Source organism: Pelagibacterium sp. (assembly GCF_035555455.1).
Lineage (GTDB): Bacteria > Pseudomonadota > Alphaproteobacteria > Rhizobiales > Devosiaceae > Pelagibacterium.
This window is the reverse complement of sequence record NZ_DATMGM010000007.1, coordinates 34,885-53,890: the sequence shown is the minus strand read 5'-3', so window position 1 is coordinate 53,890 and position 19,006 is coordinate 34,885. Positions and strand designations below refer to the sequence as shown.

Annotated in this window: 15 protein-coding genes; 2 read left to right on the top strand and 13 right to left on the bottom strand. The window is 62.7% G+C overall.

Features of this window, described 5'->3' with window-relative positions; all coding sequences use genetic code 11:
* Window positions 1-1,292, top strand: a 1,292-nt coding sequence (locus tag VNS12_RS01355) for an efflux RND transporter permease subunit (RefSeq protein WP_325486041.1), incomplete at its 5' end; no start/stop codon positions are given.
* Window positions 1,293-1,474: 182 nt separating this feature from the next.
* Here VNS12_RS01355 and VNS12_RS01350 read toward each other — a convergent pair.
* From VNS12_RS01350 to VNS12_RS01310, 9 genes are all read right to left on the bottom strand, one after another.
* Window positions 1,475-3,367, bottom strand: a complete 1,893-nt coding sequence (locus tag VNS12_RS01350) for an ABCB family ABC transporter ATP-binding protein/permease (RefSeq protein WP_325486040.1) — start codon at window positions 3,365-3,367, stop codon at window positions 1,475-1,477.
* 147 nt (window positions 3,368-3,514) lie between these two features.
* Entirely contained in the window at window positions 3,515-3,838 is a 324-nt protein-coding gene (locus VNS12_RS01345; protein ID WP_325486039.1) for an ArsR/SmtB family transcription factor, read from the bottom strand.
* An 86-nt stretch (window positions 3,839-3,924) separates the two neighbouring features.
* The gene (locus VNS12_RS01340) at window positions 3,925-5,895 is read right to left on the bottom strand and encodes a LysM peptidoglycan-binding domain-containing protein (protein WP_325486038.1); all 1,971 of its coding nucleotides are present in this window, start codon (window positions 5,893-5,895) and stop codon (window positions 3,925-3,927) included.
* 146 nt (window positions 5,896-6,041) lie between these two features.
* Window positions 6,042-7,628: a citramalate synthase gene (gene cimA, locus VNS12_RS01335; protein WP_325486037.1), complete on the bottom strand. Its 1,587-nt coding sequence runs from the start codon at window positions 7,626-7,628 to the stop codon at window positions 6,042-6,044.
* Window positions 7,629-7,693: 65 nt separating this feature from the next.
* On the bottom strand, window positions 7,694-8,068 hold the full coding sequence (locus VNS12_RS01330) for a VOC family protein (RefSeq protein ID WP_325486044.1): 375 nt from the start codon (window positions 8,066-8,068) through the stop codon (window positions 7,694-7,696).
* 2 nt (window positions 8,069-8,070) lie between these two features.
* Window positions 8,071-8,556 (bottom strand): GFA family protein, encoded by a 486-nt coding sequence (locus tag VNS12_RS01325; protein WP_325486036.1) that lies wholly within the window; start codon window positions 8,554-8,556, stop codon window positions 8,071-8,073.
* The gene (locus tag VNS12_RS01320; RefSeq protein ID WP_325486035.1) at window positions 8,549-9,202 is read right to left on the bottom strand and encodes an endonuclease domain-containing protein; all 654 of its coding nucleotides are present in this window, start codon (window positions 9,200-9,202) and stop codon (window positions 8,549-8,551) included. The genes VNS12_RS01325 and VNS12_RS01320 overlap by 8 nt, the downstream gene beginning before the upstream one ends.
* Window positions 9,184-10,584 carry a cysteine--tRNA ligase gene (gene cysS, locus VNS12_RS01315; RefSeq protein ID WP_325486034.1) on the bottom strand — a complete coding sequence of 467 codons (1,401 nt, stop codon included), beginning with the start codon at window positions 10,582-10,584 and terminating at the stop codon, window positions 9,184-9,186. Before cysS ends, VNS12_RS01320 begins: the two co-directional genes overlap by 19 nt.
* Before the next feature lie 442 nt (window positions 10,585-11,026).
* Window positions 11,027-12,034 carry a fumarylacetoacetate hydrolase family protein gene (locus tag VNS12_RS01310; RefSeq protein WP_325486033.1) on the bottom strand — a complete coding sequence of 336 codons (1,008 nt, stop codon included), beginning with the start codon at window positions 12,032-12,034 and terminating at the stop codon, window positions 11,027-11,029.
* 212 nt (window positions 12,035-12,246) lie between these two features.
* Between VNS12_RS01310 and VNS12_RS01305 the strand changes: the two genes are divergently transcribed.
* Window positions 12,247-13,362, top strand: a complete 1,116-nt coding sequence (locus VNS12_RS01305; RefSeq protein WP_325486032.1) for a DUF2865 domain-containing protein — start codon at window positions 12,247-12,249, stop codon at window positions 13,360-13,362.
* On the opposite strand, the gene gltX is transcribed toward VNS12_RS01305, so the two are convergent.
* The 4 genes from gltX to VNS12_RS01285 form a co-directional block, all read right to left on the bottom strand.
* The gene (gene gltX, locus VNS12_RS01300) at window positions 13,307-14,635 is read right to left on the bottom strand and encodes a glutamate--tRNA ligase (protein WP_325486031.1); all 1,329 of its coding nucleotides are present in this window, start codon (window positions 14,633-14,635) and stop codon (window positions 13,307-13,309) included. The two genes, VNS12_RS01305 and gltX, sit on opposite strands and share 56 nt — an antisense overlap.
* On the bottom strand, window positions 14,632-16,302 hold the full coding sequence (locus VNS12_RS01295) for an NAD+ synthase (RefSeq protein WP_325486030.1): 1,671 nt from the start codon (window positions 16,300-16,302) through the stop codon (window positions 14,632-14,634). The genes gltX and VNS12_RS01295 overlap by 4 nt, the downstream gene beginning before the upstream one ends.
* 157 nt (window positions 16,303-16,459) lie before the next feature.
* Entirely contained in the window at window positions 16,460-17,257 is a 798-nt protein-coding gene (locus VNS12_RS01290; protein WP_325486029.1) for a hypothetical protein, read from the bottom strand.
* 183 nt (window positions 17,258-17,440) lie between these two features.
* Window positions 17,441-18,817, bottom strand: coding sequence for a class II 3-deoxy-7-phosphoheptulonate synthase (locus tag VNS12_RS01285; protein WP_325486028.1), 1,377 nt, complete (start codon window positions 18,815-18,817; stop codon window positions 17,441-17,443).
* Window positions 18,818-19,006 lie beyond the last annotated feature (189 nt).

The following is a 19,006-nucleotide window of genomic DNA, read 5'->3' as shown; positions in this document are numbered from 1 at the left end:
AGAGCACCAATTACGCCGATCTGGTGCCGACGGTGGAACGGGTGGTCGCCTATCTGCAAAACGACCTGCCCAACGCCGCCGATATCGAAGACGGGCGCCCCTCGCCCGGCATCGACTGGCAGATCACCGTCGACCGCGTGGAAGCGGCCCGCTATGGCATCGGGGTGCGGGAGTTGGCACCTTATGTCCAACTGGTCACCGGCGGGGTCAATCTGGGCACCTATCGCGATCAGGAGACCGGCGACGAACTCGACATCAAGGTGCGCCTGCCCAACGAGGAACGCACTCTGGATGCGCTGGATTCCATGCGCATCGCCACTGCACAGGGCATGGTTCCGGTCTCGAACTTCATCGAACGCCGGGCGGTGCCGAAGGTGGCCAATATCGAGCGGCGCAATCAGGTCTATGTGATGCCGATCGCGGCCAGCCTCGTGGACCTGCCCGCTGGTGTTTATCCCGCAGAGCGGGTGGCGGAGTTGCAGGCCTGGCTCGATTCGCAGGAGTGGCCGGACAAGGTGTCGTTCGCCTTTGGCGGCGCGGAAGAACAGATGGGCGACGCCAACGCCTTTATCGGACAGGCGCTGGCCGCAGCGCTGTTCATGATCTTCCTGATCCTGCTGCTTGAGTACAACAGCTTCTATCAGGTGCTGGTGACCCTCTCGACGGTGATCATGTCGGTGGCGGGGGTGCTTTTGGGGATGCTGGCGACGGGTATGAGCTTTTCGGCCATCATGACCGGGCTGGGCATCGTGGCGCTGGCGGGGATCGTGGTCAAGAACGGCATCGTTCTGATCGACACCTATAACACCTACAACCGCGGGCAGAACGTCGAGCCGATCACCGCCATGCTGCTGACCACCGCGCAGCGGGTGCGGCCAGTGCTGCTGACGGCGTTCCTCACCGCGCTGGGCGTGATCCCGATGTGGGCGAATATCGAATTCGACTTCATCCGCCGGGAAATCGTCCTGGGGGGCATCGCCGGGTCGTGGTTCGTCCACCTGTCGGCGGCGCTGGTGAGTGGGCTGCTGTTCTCGACCGTGCTGACCCTGATCATGGTGCCGGTGATGGTGACTGCGCCCAAGGTGGTCCGGCACCAGATCGGCACCCTGTTCGGGTGGCTGCGGGGCCGGCGCACACGCGAACCCGTCCAGCCAGCCGGGTTCGACGGCATGGCCGTGGCCATCGAAGGCAACGCCGAAGCGCCTCGCCATATCGTGACCAAGGACACCGAATTGGTGGAGCGGGCCGAAAACGGGGTGACGATCCTGTCGCGGCGACCCGCCGCCGAATAGGCCCCTGCCCTTCCGAGTAAACAAAAAGGCCCCGCATTGCGCGGGGCCTTTTTTATGGCGAGAAAGTGGTAATTCCTCGCGTTTCCGAACCGGAAAACCGGCGGCCACTTTTCCTGTAAACGCTCATTGTTTGATCGCGTTTCCGAACTGGAAAACCGGAGACCACTTTTCCTGGAAACGCTCTATTCTGCCGGCTGGGGGGCCGGCTTGCGGGTGACGTAGCCTTCGGGGTCGTCCTCAGCGACCCGGAGCCGTTCGCTGGCCTCGGCGGCTTCACGCTGGCGGTTCCACATCTGGGCGTACAGGCCGTTGTGATCAAGCAACTCGTTGTGGGTGCCGCGCTCGGCAATGGTGCCTTCACGCAGGACGATGATCTCATCGGCATCGACCACGGTGGAGAGGCGGTGGGCGATGACCAGCGTGGTGCGCCCCCGCGACACGGTATCGAGCGCCGACTGGATTTCCCGCTCCGTCTGGGTATCGAGGGCCGACGTCGCTTCGTCAAGGATCAGGATCGGCGGGGCCTTGAGGATGGTGCGGGCGATGGCGACGCGTTGCTTCTCGCCGCCGGAGAGTTTCAGTCCCCGCTCGCCCACCTGGGTATCGAACCCGTGGGGCAGGCTTTCGATGAAATCGCCGATCTGGGCCATGCGGGCGGCTTCGCGCACCTCCTCGTCGGTGGCGTCGGGGCGGCCATAGCGGATATTATAGGCGATGGTATCGTTGAACAGCACGGTGTCCTGCGGGACCATGCCGATAGCGGCCCGCAGCGAGTTCTGGGTGACGTCGCGCACATCCTGTCCGTCGATAGTGACGCGGCCCGAGATCACATCATAGAACCGATAGATGAGGCGTGAGATGGTGGATTTTCCCGCGCCTGATGGCCCCACTACTGCGATGGTCTTGCCCGCCGGCACGGTGAAGCTGACGCCCTTGAGGATCGGGCGGTCGGCATCGTAGTGGAAATACACATCCTCGAAGCTGAGCACCGGGCCTTCCAGCGCCAGCGGCTGGGCGTCGGGCTTGTCCTCGATCTCGGGGCTCTGATCGAGCAGGCGGAACATGGCTTCGATATCGGCCAGACCCTGACGGATTTCGCGATAGACGAAACCGATCTGGTTGAGGGGCCGGTAAATCTGCATCAGGAAGGTGTTGAGCAGGACGAAATCACCAACGGTGAGATCGCCGCGCATGACGCCCAGCGCCGCCATGACCGAGAGGACCACCACGCCCGCCCAGAAGATCACGCCCTGGCCGAAGTTGAGGAAACCCAGCGAAGTCCAGATGCGCACGGCGGCGCGTTCATACCCGGCCATGGCGGAATCAAAGCGCCTGGCTTCCAGCGCCTCGTTGCCGAAATATTTGACGGTCTCGAAATTGAGCAGGCTATCGACCGCCTTGGCGTTGGCGTCGGTATCGCTCTCGTTCATGTCGCGGCGGATGGCGATGCGCCAGTTCGAAGCGCGCACGGTAAACACCATGTACAGCACCACGATCACGGCCAGCACCAGCACATAGGCCATGCCGAACAGCCAGCCGAAAATGATGCCCACGATGAGGAATTCGACAAGGGTGGGCGCGGTGTTGAGCATCGTGAAGCGCACGATGGTCTCAATACCCTTGGTGCCGCGCTCGATGACCCGGCTCAGCCCGCCCGTCTTGCGCTGGAGGTGGAAGCGCAGGGAGAGCTGGTGCATGTGGGTGAAGGTGCGATAGGCCAGCTGGCGCACGGCATGCTGGCCGACCGAGGCAAACAGGATGTCGCGCAACTGCTGGAAGCCGGTATCAACGATCTGGCCCACGCCATAGGCGATGGCGAGGATGATGGGGATGGACAGCCCCATGATCAGCGCCGCATCGGGGCCCGAAACCCCAAGGGAATCGATGATGCCCTTATAGGCGAAGGGAACAAGGGTGCTGGCGACCTTGGCGAGCAGCAAAGCCCCGATGGCAAGCACCGCGCGCCGGCGCAGATCGGGGCGCCCCTCAGGCCACATATAGGCCCACAGATTGCGCAGGGTGCCCAGGATTGCACCTTCATCGGCGCTGACGGTTGATCCGGATTCGTCGGACATGGGTGAGGACTCCGCGAAAGATTTTTTTGTGGCGGCAGGGGGTAGCGGCTGAAGCCGGACGCCTGCCGGTTTTTCGTTATGCCCGCGGACGGGCTGTTACTATCGGCGTCGAGAAAGTGAAGTGCTGCAACCGCACCCGGGCGGGGGTCATGAAGCGGACAGCAAGCACGCGCCATCCGCGCCTTGTGGCGAGAGGCCCGACAGATACCCATCCACAGCGCGGCTGAAGGCTGCAAGGCGGATGTGGCACACATTGTAATTGTTGCGCGTGCCCTGCGCATGGCGCTGAATCACCCCGGCGTCGAGCAGCACCTTGAGGTGTTGGGACACCGTGCTCTGGGCGAGGGAGAGACAATCGGTGATGTCGTTACAGCAGCAATTTTCGGCCCGCCGGGCAAGGATGCGCAATATCTCCAGCCGCACCGGGTGACCGAGGGCGCGCATTATCGTGGCAATATCGTCTTCGTCCATGGCCGCTGCTTTCATCGTCAGATAACGATAAAGAAATAGGCAAAAATTGCAAGACGCGCGGTGGCGCCGTCCCGACCTGAATTTGATCAGGCCGGGAGGTCCTCGTCTTCCATGTCGCCGATCATCTGATCGGTGCCCGGCAGATCGAAAACCTGTCCGGGATAGATCAGATCGGGATCGCGAATCTGATCGGCGTTGGCCTCGAAAATCTGGGTGTAGCGAATGCCCTCGCCATAGACGCGGCGGGCGATGGTCCACAGATTGTCGCCACGGCGGATGATCGCCTGACCCGACGTGGTGCGATTGCCGGTGGTGACGCCGACCAGCGTGGGCACGGCGGTTTCGGCGGGCGCAGTGGGCGTTTCGGGTTCGGCAGGCTCTTGCATTGTCGGAGCGGGCTGAGCGGAGACCGGAGCAGCCTGGGCCTGTTCGGGCGTTGAAACCGGCTCTGGCGCGGTCTGGGGCGCAGGTGCTGGCTGGGCATCGATCACCGGCGCGGATTCCGGCTCAGGTGCTTCGGCAACGACGATTTCATCGGCCACGGTGGCGGGCAGATCGAGAATGAAATCGACCTCGGCGCGACCGACGACGATGCCGTTCCTGTCGAGCATATCTATGCGGACACGCTGGCTTTCCTGATCGAGCACGTCGGTAGCTTCCACCAGCCAGCGGCCATCGGCGACCCGGGTGCTGCCTACAGCCTCGTTGTCCACATAGAGGCGGACGCTCATGCCGTTGGTACCACTGCCGGCAAAGAAATTGCGGTTTCCGTCGATCTCGACGGCATCGATAGTGGGCGGCACGGCGGCGGCAGGCGCGGGCGTTTCAGCCACGGCGATTGGTGCGGGTTCCGCCACCGGGGCCACCGTTTCCGGTTCTGCGGCAGGTGTGGGCACGGGAGCAGGCGCAGCGGCACTGGCTGGTTGCTCAGCGGTCACCGGGGCTGCGGGCTGCTCCGCGACAGGGGCGGCAGCGGCGGGCTGCTCCATTCCCGGTTCTGCGGCGGGAGTTGGCTCTTCCGCCACGTCTGGTGCCGGGGGCACGATGGGCTCGGGCTCAACCGTGTCCTGTGCGGCAGGCTGGTCGGGAGCTTCGGCGATGACCGGTTCAGCGACCGGGGCTTCGATGGTCTCGGCAGGTTCTGTGATCGGGGCCGGTTCGTTAGTTGTGGTTTCAGGCTGAGTAGCAGTCGCACTCCGGGGGGTAACGGCATCGGCAATGACCGCCGTTTCCACAGGTCGTGACGCGGGCTCGCGCGGCGCTTCGGCCACGACGATTTCGGGTTCAGCCACGGGTGCGGAAGGTGCCGGTTCGGGCTCGACGGGAGCGGTGGCTTCCACCGCTTCGGGCTGCACATGCGACTCGGAGGCCGTCAGCGCTGCGCTTTCGACTGGCTCCGCAGGTTCGGCCATTTCGGGCTGCGCCGGGACTTCGGCTGCGGCGATGGTGGCGGGCTGTTCGGCGGGTGTTTCTGCCGGTGCGGCAGGTGGCGCTGCGGGCTCCAGGCCCTGGAGGATTTCGCTTGCCTTGCCCGGTTCGGCGGCAACGACGAGGGGTTCTGCCGTACGGTCTTCCTGCACCACCACCATCACCGACGTGCTGGCAAAGCGGTCGGTCTGGACGTCGAGCAGGCGCAGTTCGACACCACCGGCAGGCAACGGCGTTTCGGTGACGAACACGAAGTCGCCGGACGGCTCTGCGGTCTCGGTGCCGATCTGCTGGTCATCGGCAAAGATATGAATTTCGCCCGAGGGCGAAGCCGTACCGGCGATCACCGCCAACCCATCGGGCTCGACCCGGACCAGCGCAAAGGACGGCAGCACTGCCTGCGACACGCTGAGCGCGGTTTCATCGTTTGCCGCCGTCGCGGGCTGGTCCGTGATCGGATCGCCAGGCTGCGCATCGGCCTCGACAGAGGTAGCACCCTCAGTCGCCGGTTCGCCTGCCGCTGTCTGGACGGGTTCGCCCCCGAAAAAGGTCTCGCTCATACAGGCCGCGAAATCGCCGCGCTGGACACAAGCAACAGTGCCCGGCCCGGCAAAGATGCCGATGACCACGATGGCGGTAGCTGCCGCCGCGCCGATGGCGAGAGCTACGGGAGAAAGGGGACCGGCCAGTGGAGCCTCCGTCAGTGTTTCCCGGCCGCCGCATCGGCCTCATTTCCTGATTCGCATATTTGCGACAGCGATTTGAATTATAACGCCTATAAAGTCTTCATCAACTTATAGGTGAACGCCTCATAGAGCGCCTCGAAAGACGCGTCGATGATGTTTGGCGAGACCCCGACGGTGAACCATCTATCGCCGGCGCGGTCCCGGCTTTCGATCAGCACGCGGGTGATCGCCCCGGTGCCGCCATCGAGAATACGGACCTTGTAATCCACAAGTTCAAGATCGTCGATACGGTCGGAATATTTTCCCAGATCCTTACGCATGGCGAGGTCGAGAGCGTTGACCGGGCCATTGCCTTCGGCCACCGACATCAGAATTTCACCATCGACGTCGATCTTGACCACCGCCTCGCTCACCGTCACCTGCTCGCCGCGCGCGTTATGGCGGCGCTCGATCGAGGTGCGGTAGCTGGTGACGTCGAAAAATCGGGGCAGCGTATCGAGGACCTTGTGGGCCAGCAGGCAGAAGGACGCTTCGGCCCCATCATAGGAATAGCCGCGTGCTTCGCGTTCCTTCACCTGCCGCAAAAGCTCATCGAGGCGCGGATCCTCGCGGGGCAGATCGATGCCGAAGCGGGCTAGCGAGGTCAGCAGGTTGGACTTGCCCGCCTGCTGGCTGACCATGATCGACCGTTCATTGCCCACACTCTCGGGCGTGACATGCTCATAGGTCGCCGGGTCCTTGGCGATGGCAGAGGCATGGATACCCGCTTTGGTGGCAAAGGCCGAGGCCCCGACATAGGGCGCCTGCCGGTTGGGCGCGCGGTTGAGGATTTCATCGAAGGCGCGCGAAACCTGGGTGATCCTCTCCAGCTTCTGCACGGTCACCCCGGTTTCGAACCGGTCGGCAAATATGGGTTTAAGCACCAACGTGGGGATCAGGGTGACCAGATTGGCATTGCCGCAGCGCTCGCCCAATCCGTTCAGCGTGCCCTGAATGTGGCGCACACCGGCGCGCACGGCGGCAAGAGTGTTGGCCACCGCCTGCCCGGTATCGTCATGGGCGTGGATGCCCAGCCGATCGCCCGGCGCGACGGTGAGCACATCGGCGACGATCGCTTCGATCTCGGCGGGCATGGTGCCGCCATTGGTATCGCACAACACCACCCAGCGCGCGCCAGCCTCGATAGCGGTTTTCACACAATCGAGCGCATAGGCGCGGTTGGCCTTGTAACCATCAAAGAAGTGCTCGCAATCGACATAGGCCTCCTTGCCGCTGGCGATGGCCGCCCCCACGCTTTCAGCCAGGCTCTGGAGATTTTCCTGTGTCGAAATGCCAAGGGCGAGCGTGACCTGATGGTCCCAGGCTTTTGAGACGTAACAGATCGCGTCGGAACGGGAATTGATCAGATCGGCGATGCCGGGGTCGTTATCGACGGAGCGCCCTGCCCGCTTGGTCATGCCAAAGGCAACGAATTGCGCCGCCTCCGTGCGCTTTTGCGCAAAAAACGCCGTATCGACGACATTGGCGCCGGGATAGCCGCCCTCGACGTAATCGATGCCCAGTCCATCGAGCAGAAGGGCAATATTGATCTTGTCTTCGAGAGAAAATTCGACGCCGGCGGTTTGGGCACCGTCGCGCAGGGTGGTGTCGTAGATATAGAGGCGTTCTTTGGTCATAGGCTGATACTTGCAGTCAGAGGGGGCCTGCACAGGCAGGCGGGCCGGGCGCGAAGGCGGCGGGGTCAAGCGGGTGCATGGCATACCGCCTCGATGTTGTGTCCGTCGGGATCGAAGACGAAGGCGCCATAATAGTTGGGATGGTAGATGTCACGCACGCCGGGCGCGCCATTATCGCGTGCGCCCGCTTGCAAGGCCGCGCGGTGGAACGCATCGACGGCCTCCCGCGACCGGGCGGAAAACGCGATATGCAGCCGGCCCGTGCAGCGCCCGCCGCTGCTGAGCCAGAATTCCGGCTTCGTGTCGCCATAGCCGGTGACCCTGCCTTTTGGCAGATCGAAATCCTGCAGTCGCCGGTATCCGAGCGGCGCGAGAACCGCATCGTAAAACGTCAGCGCGCGGTCGTGGTCGCCCACGCTCAGTCCGAAATGGTCGATCATGCTCATCTGGCGTCTCCCTCAGGCCAATGGTCAGTATCGTGGTCGGGGTGTTGGAAGCTGGCCTGAACCGATCGTCCCAAATCGGCCAGGCGCTGCTCGGTTGGAAGCTGCTCGGCTATCCGCGCGAGATCCAGGACCCAATCATGGCGCGCCTCGACGCCGAACTGCTTTCGCGGCGGGAAGGCATCGGGGCTATCGAGCGAGCCCAGTGAAACGGCCAGCCATTCGCTATCAATACGATCGAATGTCAGAGGCGTACCGCACGCCCGGCAGAACCCGCGTTGCGCCACCTTCGAGGACTTGAATACTGCGATCGCGCCGCGCACAGGCTCGAAATCAGTCCGGGGCACAGCAACGAACGCCGCAAAAGGGCCGCCGACCGCCTTCTGACACATGCGGCAATGGCAGATCATGGACGATCGTGGCTGACTCCGAATGCGGTAACGCACCGCGCCGCACTGGCACCCGCCGGTGACCTCGTCAGCCATGAGGCTTCTCCTGGAGCCGGTTCCAGACCGCATCGAGCACGGCATCGCGGTTTTCGGTTATCTGGTTATTCCAGACGCGCAGGATGGAGAAACCTTTCGAATTCAACGTTTCGTCGCGGGCGGTGTCGTCACCGGCGTGCTGGCTGCCATCGAGCTCGATGATCAGGCGAGCGGAATAGCATACGAAATCAGCGATGTAGGGCCCGATGGGAACCTGGCGGCGGAACTTGTACTCGGCAAGCCGGCGATCTTTGAGGATGAGCCACATCGCACGCTCGGCCTCGGTGGGGTTGCGGCGCATGGATTTGGCTAAGCCGCGGTTCCGCTTTGGAACCTGGTGCCGCCACGCTGCCCCCGCGGGCTGAAGCGAGGCTGTGCACCCCTCATCCGACCTTTCGCTGCGCGAAAGCCCACCTTCTCCCTCAAGGGGAGAAGGGGTGACTTGCAGAAGCGATCCAGCAGGAGCATTGGTTGCGTGTCGTGAAAGCCCTGCTTCTGCCACGAGGGGTAAAGAGGGGATGGGCCCAGGCGATGCGGAGAGAGCCCCCCTCTCCCCTTGAGGGAGAGGGGATGGGGGTGAGGGGTGCGCAGAGGTTGCCGACGAGCCCGGGCACGGCGTTTTTTCACTCACCGCGCGGCCTCCCATCTGGTGCGGCGTTCGCCGGTTTCGGGGTCTTTATAATCCATCAGCTGGATGCCCTGTTCCAGAAGTTCGGCGCGGATGGTGTCGGCGAGGGCGAAATCTCTTGCGGCGAGGGCGGCGAGGCGGGCGGCGACTTTTTCGGCGGTGGCGGTGTCGTCGCCGGATTGGCGGATCAGGCTGTCGAGGGAGAAGCCGAAGAAAGTCAGCGTGGCAGCAAGCGCCTGTGCGGCAGCGTCCTCGCCCCGGTTGGCGGCGCGGGCCAGGGCGTCGAGGGCGGTGGAGGCACGCGAGAAGTTGAGGTCATCGGACAGGGCGGCGATGACATCGGCGTCGGGAGACGTTTGCGAACCCGCCCGCGCGGCGCGCTGCCAGGAGACGAGCTTGTGTCCAGCCTCCTCCAGACGCGCGATGGAAAAATCGATGGGCTCGCGGTAGTGGGTCATCAACATGGCGAGGCGCAGCACTTCGCCGGGCCAGGCGCGGCCCCCGAAGGCCTCAGTTTCGAGCAGATCGCGGATGGTGATGAAATTGCCGTCCGATTTGCTCATCTTGCGGCCTTCGACCTGGAGATAGCCGTTATGCATCCAGTAGCGCGCCATCATCGGGGTGTCGTGGGCGCAGCGGGACTGGGCGATCTCGTTCTCGTGGTGGGGGAAGATGAGATCGAGCCCGCCGCCATGGATGTCGAAGGTTTCGCCCAGAAAGGCGAGGCTCATGGCCGAGCATTCGATGTGCCAGCCGGGACGTCCCCTGCCCCACGGGCTATCCCAACCGGGCTCGTTCTCGTCCGAAGCCTTCCAGAGAACGAAATCGGCGGGGTTTTCCTTGTGACTGTCGATGGCCACGCGGGCACCCGCGATATTGTCTTCGAGATTGCGGCCCGACAGCGCACCGTAATCGGGCATCGAGCCGACGCGGAACAGCACTTCGCCTTCCGCCTCATAGGCGTGACCTTTAGCCAGCAGACGCTCGATAATGGCGATCATGCCGCCGATATGTTCTGTGGCCCGAGGCTCGATACTCGGCGGCAAGCAGCCTAGAGCGGCGACGTCCTTGTGAAATTGCGAGGCTGTGGTCTCGGTGACCCTGCGGATGGCTTCGTTGAGCGGGAGGTCGGGGTGATCGCGCAGGGCGCGGGCGTTGATCTTGTCGTCAACGTCGGTGATGTTGCGCACATAGGTGACATGGTTCTCACCATAGACATGGCGCAGCAGCCGGTAGAGCAGGTCAAAGACGATCACCGGGCGCGCATTGCCGATATGGGCAAAATCATAAACCGTGGGCCCGCAGACATACATGCGCACGTTGCCAGGATCGAAGGGGACGAAATCCTCCTTGGACCGCGTGAGCGTATTGTAAAGCTTCAGGCTAGGCTTGTCCGACATTCAGCGCCCCGTGCGACATTCAGAGTGGAAACGGCAGGCAGGCGCAAGGGCCACCGCCGTTGGAAACGGTTGATGCTGCCGTACCGGCAGCGGGTCCACACCTGTATTCGGGATGATGAAAACCGCGCCGCCGACAAGGTCAGCAGGTAATGCAGCCGATAATGCAAATCTGGCCAAAGGTTTTCATGGCGCGCACCATGGACGCGAAGAAACCGCAAAGCAAGCAGGAAAATGGGGATAACGCCGACACGTCATCCCCACTGAATGGTGACCTTGGAGCAGTCTGGCCATCACCGAAGCCCCCTGCGGCGATGTTGAAGCTTTCAGCCTTGCTTCAAAGAGTGAGCCTGCCACTTTGGGCGACACGCCGCCACCTGCATCACGCAGTTGTTATTGGCCCCGCCACGGGGACGACAAGATCGGGCAATTGGCCGCTTTCGATCTAACGGCTGAGCAGTTCCACAGTCTGGTCGATGGCACCGAAAACGGAGCGGTTATCGGCATCGACGGCTTCGATGCGGACGGTGTCACCGATGGCGAGAAAAGGGGTACGGGCTTTGCCGATGCGGGCTTTTTCCGCCGTGCGCGCCTCGGCGATACAACTGAACCCGATGCCATCGTGGCGGATGGGGAGGATATCGTCATGGGCATTGGCGACGGTGCCCGACCCGATGATGGTGCCGGTCCCCAGCTCGCGCGTCTGGGCGGCGGCAACGATCAGATCAGCAAAATCGAACCGCATGTCGGTGCCGGCGTCGGGCTGGCCATAAAGGCTGGCATTGACGTGAGTACGCACCTTGAGGTGCAGGCGATTGTCCCGCCAGGCCTCGCCCAGTTCATCGGTGGAGACGAAAACCGGGCTGAAACTGGTAGCCGGCTTGGCGTGGAAAAAGCCAAACCCTTCCTGAAGATCGCCAGCAACCAGTCGTCGCAGAGAGACGTCGTTGCAGATGCCGACCAGCCGGATGGCCGCGCTGGCCTGTTCGCGCGTGGGGCGCATGGGCACACGGGAGATAACCACCACAACCTCGGCCTCGTAATCGACCGCGAGCCCATCTTCGGGGACGACGATGGGCGCGGTGGGGGCGAGGAAGCTATCGGAACCGCCCTGATAGAGCAGCGGACGATCGTTCTGGAGTTCAGCATCCTTGCTGCCCTTGAGCGAGCGCACCCGATCGAGGTGGACCATATATCCCGCACCGTCGATCCACTGGAAAGCCCGCGGCAAGGGGGCCAAGGCCTCGCGGGGGTTGAACGGCATGCCAGCGATCTCGCCATTGTCGAGCTGGTCACTGACCGCGCGCAGGATGGGGGCGCAACGGTCCCACTCATCAAGCGCATCCTGAAGATTGGACGCGATGCGGCCCGCCGAAGCGAAACGGGAGAGGTCTTTGGAAACGATGACCAGATGTCCATCGGGACGACCGTTGCGCAGGGTGGCAAGTCTCATTGGGGAACCGTACCGAACGTGATTGGTGTTGCTCGCCAAGATGGCGCATAGAAGGACACAGTTAAAGCCTTGCGTTGACCGAAAAGCCTGTTAGAGCTTCATCCGGTCTGCCTGAATCTGACTGCCCGCTCCCGGCTTGGGTTCCTATGCGACCGAGGCGGCACTAGCCTCCGCATTTTGCCCGACCCACGCGGCGATGTTGCATGGACACTATGACTTCACCACACGTTCCGCCAGCCGCAATAGCCCGCATCGCTCTCGTCTTGCTGGCCGCCCTCGGGTTTGTACTCACCGATATTTCGATCGCGATGGCCCAATCGCGCAATTGTTCGCAGATCGTCGCCATTCTGCGCGGCATCGAGCGCAACGAATTGTTCGTCAGCTTTAACGGCATCGTCGGCGAATTGCAGGGACGACAGGCTGAAGTCACCCAGGCTGAGGGGTTGTGGATGCGCAATGGCTGCCAGCAACTGGTCAGCGCAGGCCAGGCGTTGAGCCGCGAATGTCAGTCTTTGGCCCGTTCCATCACGCTGGGGCGCAGCCAGGTGGAACAGCTGACGACCATGGCTCGCGAGGGCCAGTCGCTGGCGCAGAGCCGGCAGCAATTGTTGCAGGATTACGCGCGTTCGGGTTGCGATGCGAACCAATCGGGCGTGACGTTCGGCCAGCAGGGAGCGCGGGGCGGGCTGCTCGATAACATGTTTGGCGACGGCTATGATTACGTCGATACCCCTTACGATCCGTGGAGCACGCAGCAAACCCGCCGCACGGTTTGTGTACGCACCTGTGACGGGTTTTACTGGCCGATCAGCTTTTCGACCACGGACAACTATGTGGGGCAGGATGCGATCCAGTGCCACGAAATGTGTCCGGGCACGGAGGTTGCGCTGTTTTCCTATCGCAACCCCGGTGAAGAGCCCGAGGACATGATCTCGCTATCGGGCGCGCCCTATCGCTCGATGCCCTATGCTTTCCGGTTTCGTACGGAAATCGACACAAGCTGTTCCTGCCGGACGCAGGATACTGTAGGCACGGTCGCCATGACAGGCGAGGGCGAGACCGCGCGGGCGGTGATCGAGCTGGGTGCCCTCGAATTTCCCCTGCCCCGCCATGATCCGCGCGAAAGAGTGGAAGCGGTGGTTGCCGAGGCGATCTATGTGCCGCTGCCACGGCCCCGTCCGCGCGCCGATGGCACGGCTGAGGCGATGGTGGGCCAACAACCCGACCTCGACAACCCCGATTTGCGGATTGTCGAGTTCGGCGACCGGCGGGTCAGGATAGTCGGGCCAGAGACGCCGTACGTCCCAGCACCGGCAGGAGAGTCCTGAGCTCAGGGCCCTCCCCCATCCCGGTCAGCGCCAGCCGCAGCGGCAGGAACAGCGCCTTGCCCTTGCGGCCCGAACTCTCGCGCAACGCGCCGGTCCACTGGCCCCAGGTGGTTTCGTCCCAAGGCTCTGTGGGGAGCAGTTCGCGGGCGAGATCGATGAACTCGCGATCCTCGTCGGCGATGACGGGCCGGGCCGAGACAAAAATCTGCTCATAAAGCGGCGCGAACTGGGACAGGCGCGAGACGTTTTCGCGTAACGCCAGCCACACCGGCTCGGTCAAACCTTCTATGGACGCAAGGCGATCGCGAACCGTGGCGAAGTCCATGTGGTGGACGATGCGGGCATTGAGGGTTTCGAGTTCAGCCGGGTCGAAACGCGCGGGGCCGTGGGAAATCATCGAGAAATCGAGGCGCTGGGCAATCGCATCCAGGCTGGAATAGGGCTCGACCGGGAGCGAGGTTCCGGTGACGGAGGCAACAATGGCAATGGCCAGTGCCTCGTAGCCTTCGCCGCGCAGCTGCTCCAGCGACAGTGAGCCCAGGCGCTTGGAGAACCCCTGCCCTTCGGCATCGGCCAACAGGTTGTGATGGGCGAACACCGGCACCGCTCCGCCCAGCGCCTCGAAAATCTCGATCTGGGTGCCGGTGTTGGACACGTGGTCCTCGCCCCGGATCACGTGTGTCACGCCGAGGTCGATATCGTCGACCACCGAGGGCAGCGTGTAGAGATAGGTGCCGTCCTCGCGGATCAGAACCGGATCGGACATCGACGCTGTGTTGACGGTCTGCTCGCCCTTGATGAGATCGGTGAACTTGACCGGACGGCCATCGAGACGGAACCGCCAATGGGGCTTGCGACCTTCGGCTTCAAGCCTCGCTTTGTCTTCGTCGGTCAGCGAGAGCGCCGCGCGATCATAAATCGGAGGTTTGCCCAGAGCGCGAGCCCGCTTGCGCTTGCGGTCGAGTTCATCGGCGGTCTCGTAACAGGGATAGAGCCGCCCGGCAGCGATCAGCTTGTCCCGTGCCGCATCGTAAAGCGCGAAACGGTCCGACTGGCGCGCTTTGAGGTCGGGCACGATGCCGAGCCAGGCGAGATCGGTTTCGATCCCTTCGGCAAATTCCTGGGTCGAGCGGGCGAGGTCCGTATCATCGAGGCGCAGGATATAGCGTCCGCCCTGGCTCTTGGCGAACAGCCAATTGAGCACGGCAGGACGGGCGTTGCCCAGATGCAGGCGACCGGTGGGGGACGGAGCATAGCGGACTGTGACACTCATTGCGGCAGGCTCCTGTCGCGGTAACCGGAAGTGATGGGGTATTTACGGCCCGAGCCGAACGCTTTGGCGGTCAGTTTGGGACCGGGTGCAGCCTGGCGGCGCTTGAACTCGGAAATCTGGATCAGGCGTTCGATGCGCCGGACGAGATCGACATCATAGCCCTTTGCCACCAATTCGGCGACAGAAGCTTCATCCTCGACCAATCCCGCGAGGATCGCGTCGAGCACCGGATAGGGCGGAAGGGAATCCTGATCAGTCTGGTCCGGGCGCAATTCGGCACTGGGCGGCTTTTCGATGATCTCTGTGGGGATGACGATACCATCGCGCCCGAGAGCATCGGACGGAAGGTTTGTATTGCGCCATTGGGCCAGCGCATAAACCTGGGTCTTGAGCATGTCCTTGAGCGGGTTATAGGCCCCGTTCATATCGCCATAGATAGTAGCGTAGCCCACAGCCATCTCGGACTTGTTGCCGGTGGTGATCAGCAGCGCCCCGAACTTGTTCGAGATCGCCATGAGGATGGTGCCGCGCGTCCGCGATTGCAGGTTTTCCTCGGTGATATCGGGCTCGCGCCCGGCGAACAGGCCGGCAAGCGCACTGCTGGTGGCATCGACCGGCCCGGCGATCGGGACGATATCGTAGCGCACACCCAAGGCCTCGGCAGAGAGTTTTGCGTCGCGCAGGCTCGCCTCGGTGGTGTAGCGATAGGGCAGCATGACGCAATGGACCTTGTCGGCCCCCAGCGCATCGACGGCGATGCCGGCGACTACGGCGGAATCAATGCCGCCGGACAGCCCCAGCACGACGCTGGAAAACCCGTTCTTGTGCACATAATCGCGCAGGCCAAGCATGGCGGCCCGCCACGGTGCCTCTCCGGATGACGCGGGAGTGACGATGTCGCCCTGCACGCAGACCCAGCCCGCATCCTGCTTTTGCCAATCGGAGAGGACCAGCGCGGTGTCGAAGCTGTTGGCCTGAAAAACCAGAGTACCATCGGCATTGACGCCGAAGCTGGCACCATCGAACACCAGTTCGTCCTGTCCGCCGACCTGATTGCAATACAGCAACGGCAGATTGGTCTGCGCCGTGCGCTTGCGGACCAAATCGAGCCGCTGTGCCTGCTTGCCGGCCCAATAGGGCGAGCCATTGGGACATAGCAGCAGTTCAGCGCCCTGCTCCGCCAATGCCCCGCAGACGGACTCGTGCCAGATGTCCTCACAGATCGGCACCCCGATCGGGATGCCCTTGACCACAAGCGGGGCGGGCAACGGACCGGGGGTAAAATAGCGCTGCTCGTAAAATACATCGTCATTGGGTAGCTCGACCTTGTCGCGGCGGTCGAGGATTGCCCCATCTTCGGCGAGGATGACGCTGTTATAGAGCTTGCCATCGGCCTGCCAGACGGTCGGCAGCAGCAGGGAGACATTGAGGCCCCTGGTTGCCTGGGCCAATGCGCGGGCCGCGTCCATCGCCTCGGTCACGAACTGGCGCCGGAACAGCAGATCGTCGGGGAAATAGCCCGTCAGATACAGTTCGCTGAATAGTATAATGTCCACGCCCGCCGCTTCGGCCTCGGCCAGTTCGCTCCGGGCAGCAGCAAGGTTATCGGCGAGGGCGCCGACCTTGGGATTGAGTTGGGCAAGGGCAATGCGCAGTGTGTCTGTCACGAAGCGGTCCGGCGGTCAGGATGGGCGCGCCAGACTTATCGCGCCCGGAGCCGCCGGGCAAGGCGTACCGGGCAACGTTGGCGATCATGACTGAAGGCAACGAGAGTCGCGCGCAGACCGCCAGAGTTGCAAGGATTTGATCAGACCTTGCAGGAAATCAGAAAGTGGCGGTCAGTTCGACGAGCGGTCCCCACCGGAACATTTCGACATATTGCTCGCCCTGATCGCTCGAAACGTGCCCGTTAAGATAGGTTGCGCGAACACCAGCTCGGATTATGAAGGTATCGGAAGCATGGAACCCGGCCAAAACTTCACCCGATGCGCCATAAAGCCCGCCGCTGACGTCCGATATGGTTGCTCCACCATTCGTCATGGAACCGGTAGTGTTGGTGTACGGGATGATCGCGGCTTCAGCATTGATATCAAACACATCGTTGATACCGGCCTTTGCGGCGATACCCAAGCGCAGGCCATGGGTAATCAGTCCGACATTTTCCGGAGATTCATCGGTGTACATATAGCCAAGAAATGCACCGGCGCTGAATGAATCGGAGGCAAGTGGCAGGTAGCCGAAGTCCGCGTTGATATAGCCTACACGGCCGATATTGTAGGATGTTCCGACCGGACGGTACTCTCCGTCGGTGATGCTGCCATATCCAATATGACCTTTGAGATAGGTCGACGTCGAGTGGTCGTTGATGCGACCATGGACTTCAAGTGCGTGAGACGTATCGCGTGCCGAGCCGCCGCTCGAACCAAAAGACTGCCCACCCATCCCATAAAAATACCGCAGTCCGGCTTCGAAATCGAGGCTGCCATCCATTGGGTAGGTATCGACGGGGTAGGCCGGGCGGAATGAGGGCTCGTTGCCCATGGGCCAGTCGGCGGCGAGGGCCGGGCCAAGTGCAGTCGAGGCGAAAAGGCTCACGATGAGGCTTGTAGCAACACGGGACATAAGAGCCTCCCAAGGGCGCGATGCAGGTATCGGTGCCAGAGTTATAGGGCGGTTAGGGTTAATGTTGCCTGAATCCCCCCTGCCCTGCCCTATCGGCTCAAATCGGGCGAAAAACAAAAAAGGCACCGACGATGCGGTGCCTTTTGATTTGCGCAATCTATGAACGCCGAAGCGAACGCGTCTTTAGTATCCGACAGCCTGAGCAGTGCCATTGGTGCGCTGGCCGTGCATTTCCTCGGCGATGAGGAAAGCCAGTTCCAGCGCCTGGCTGGCGTTGAGGCGCGGATCGCAATGGGTGTGGTAGCGGTCCGACAGGCTGGCTTCGGTGACAGCCGAAACGCCGCCCGTGCACTCGGTCACGTCGCGACCGGTCATCTCGACATGCACACCACCGGCAATCGTGCCCATCTGGCGATGGATATCGAAGAACGACCGCACTTCCGACAGGATGCGGTCGAACGGACGGGTCTTGAAGCCGTTGGATGCCTTGATGACGTTGCCGTGCATCGGATCACAGCACCAGACAACCGTGCGGCCTTCGGCCTCTACGGTCTCGATCAGGCGCGGCAGGTGCTCATCGACCTTGTCCGACCCGAAACGGGCGATCAGGGTGAGACGGCCCGGTTCATCCTCGGGGTTGAGCATGTCCATCAGGCGCTTGAGATCGTCAGACGACATGGACGGGCCACACTTGACGCCGATCGGGTTCTTGATGCCGCGGAAGTATTCGGCGTGGGCGTGGTCGGGATTGCGGGTGCGATCGCCGATCCAGAGCATGTGCCCGGACGTGGCGTACCAGTCATTGGTGATCGAATCCCGCCGGGTCATCGCTTCCTCGTAGCCGAGCAGCAATGCCTCATGGCTGGTGAAGAACTTGGTTTCGCGCAGCACCGGGGTGTTTTCCGGATTGAGGCCCAGCGCGCCCAGAAACTCGATGGCGCCGTCGATCTTCTTGGCGACCTCGTCGTAACGCGGATACCAGTTGGAATCCTTGACGAACCCCATCGTCCACTCGTGCACGCGGGACAGGTTGGCAAAGCCACCCATCGAAAATGCGCGCAGGAGGTTCAGCGTCGCTGCCGACTGGCGGTAGGCCTCAAGCTGGCGGGTCGGATCGGGGATGCGGGCTTCGGGCGTGAATTCGATGCCGTTGATGATGTCGCCCCGGTAGGCAGGCAGTTCCACACCATCGATGGTTTCGGTATCGGAGGAGCGCGGCTTGGCGAATTGTCCGGCAATGCGGCCGACCTTGACCACGGGCTTGGAGGCCCCATGGGTCAAGACCACGGCCATCTGCAGGAACACGCGGAAGAAGTCGCGGATATGGTCGGCATGATGCTCGGCGAAGCTCTCGGCGCAATCGCCCCCCTGCAACAGGAAGGCGCGACCGGCGGCGACTTCGGCCAGATTGGCCTTCAGATCGCGCGCTTCTCCGGCGAAAACCAGCGGGGGAAACGAAGCGAGCCGGGCCTCGACCGCCTCAAGCCCTGACTGGCTTGGATAGGTCGGGACCTGCAGGATTGGTTTTGTCCTCCAACTGTCAGGTGTCCACGTGCTCATCGTTCTACTCACTGTCAAATAGGAATTGGCCCGGCCAGCGGGACCGGTCGGGTAAGGCGGGCATACCAAGTGGGGACCGGCCTGCCAAGTAGTCTATAGTATTGTGATCGGGATGTGGGGCTTTTATGCGCAGGCTGGAATTGGGAAGTGGCTGCACCCCCTCATCCGACCCGGCTGCGCCGGGCCACC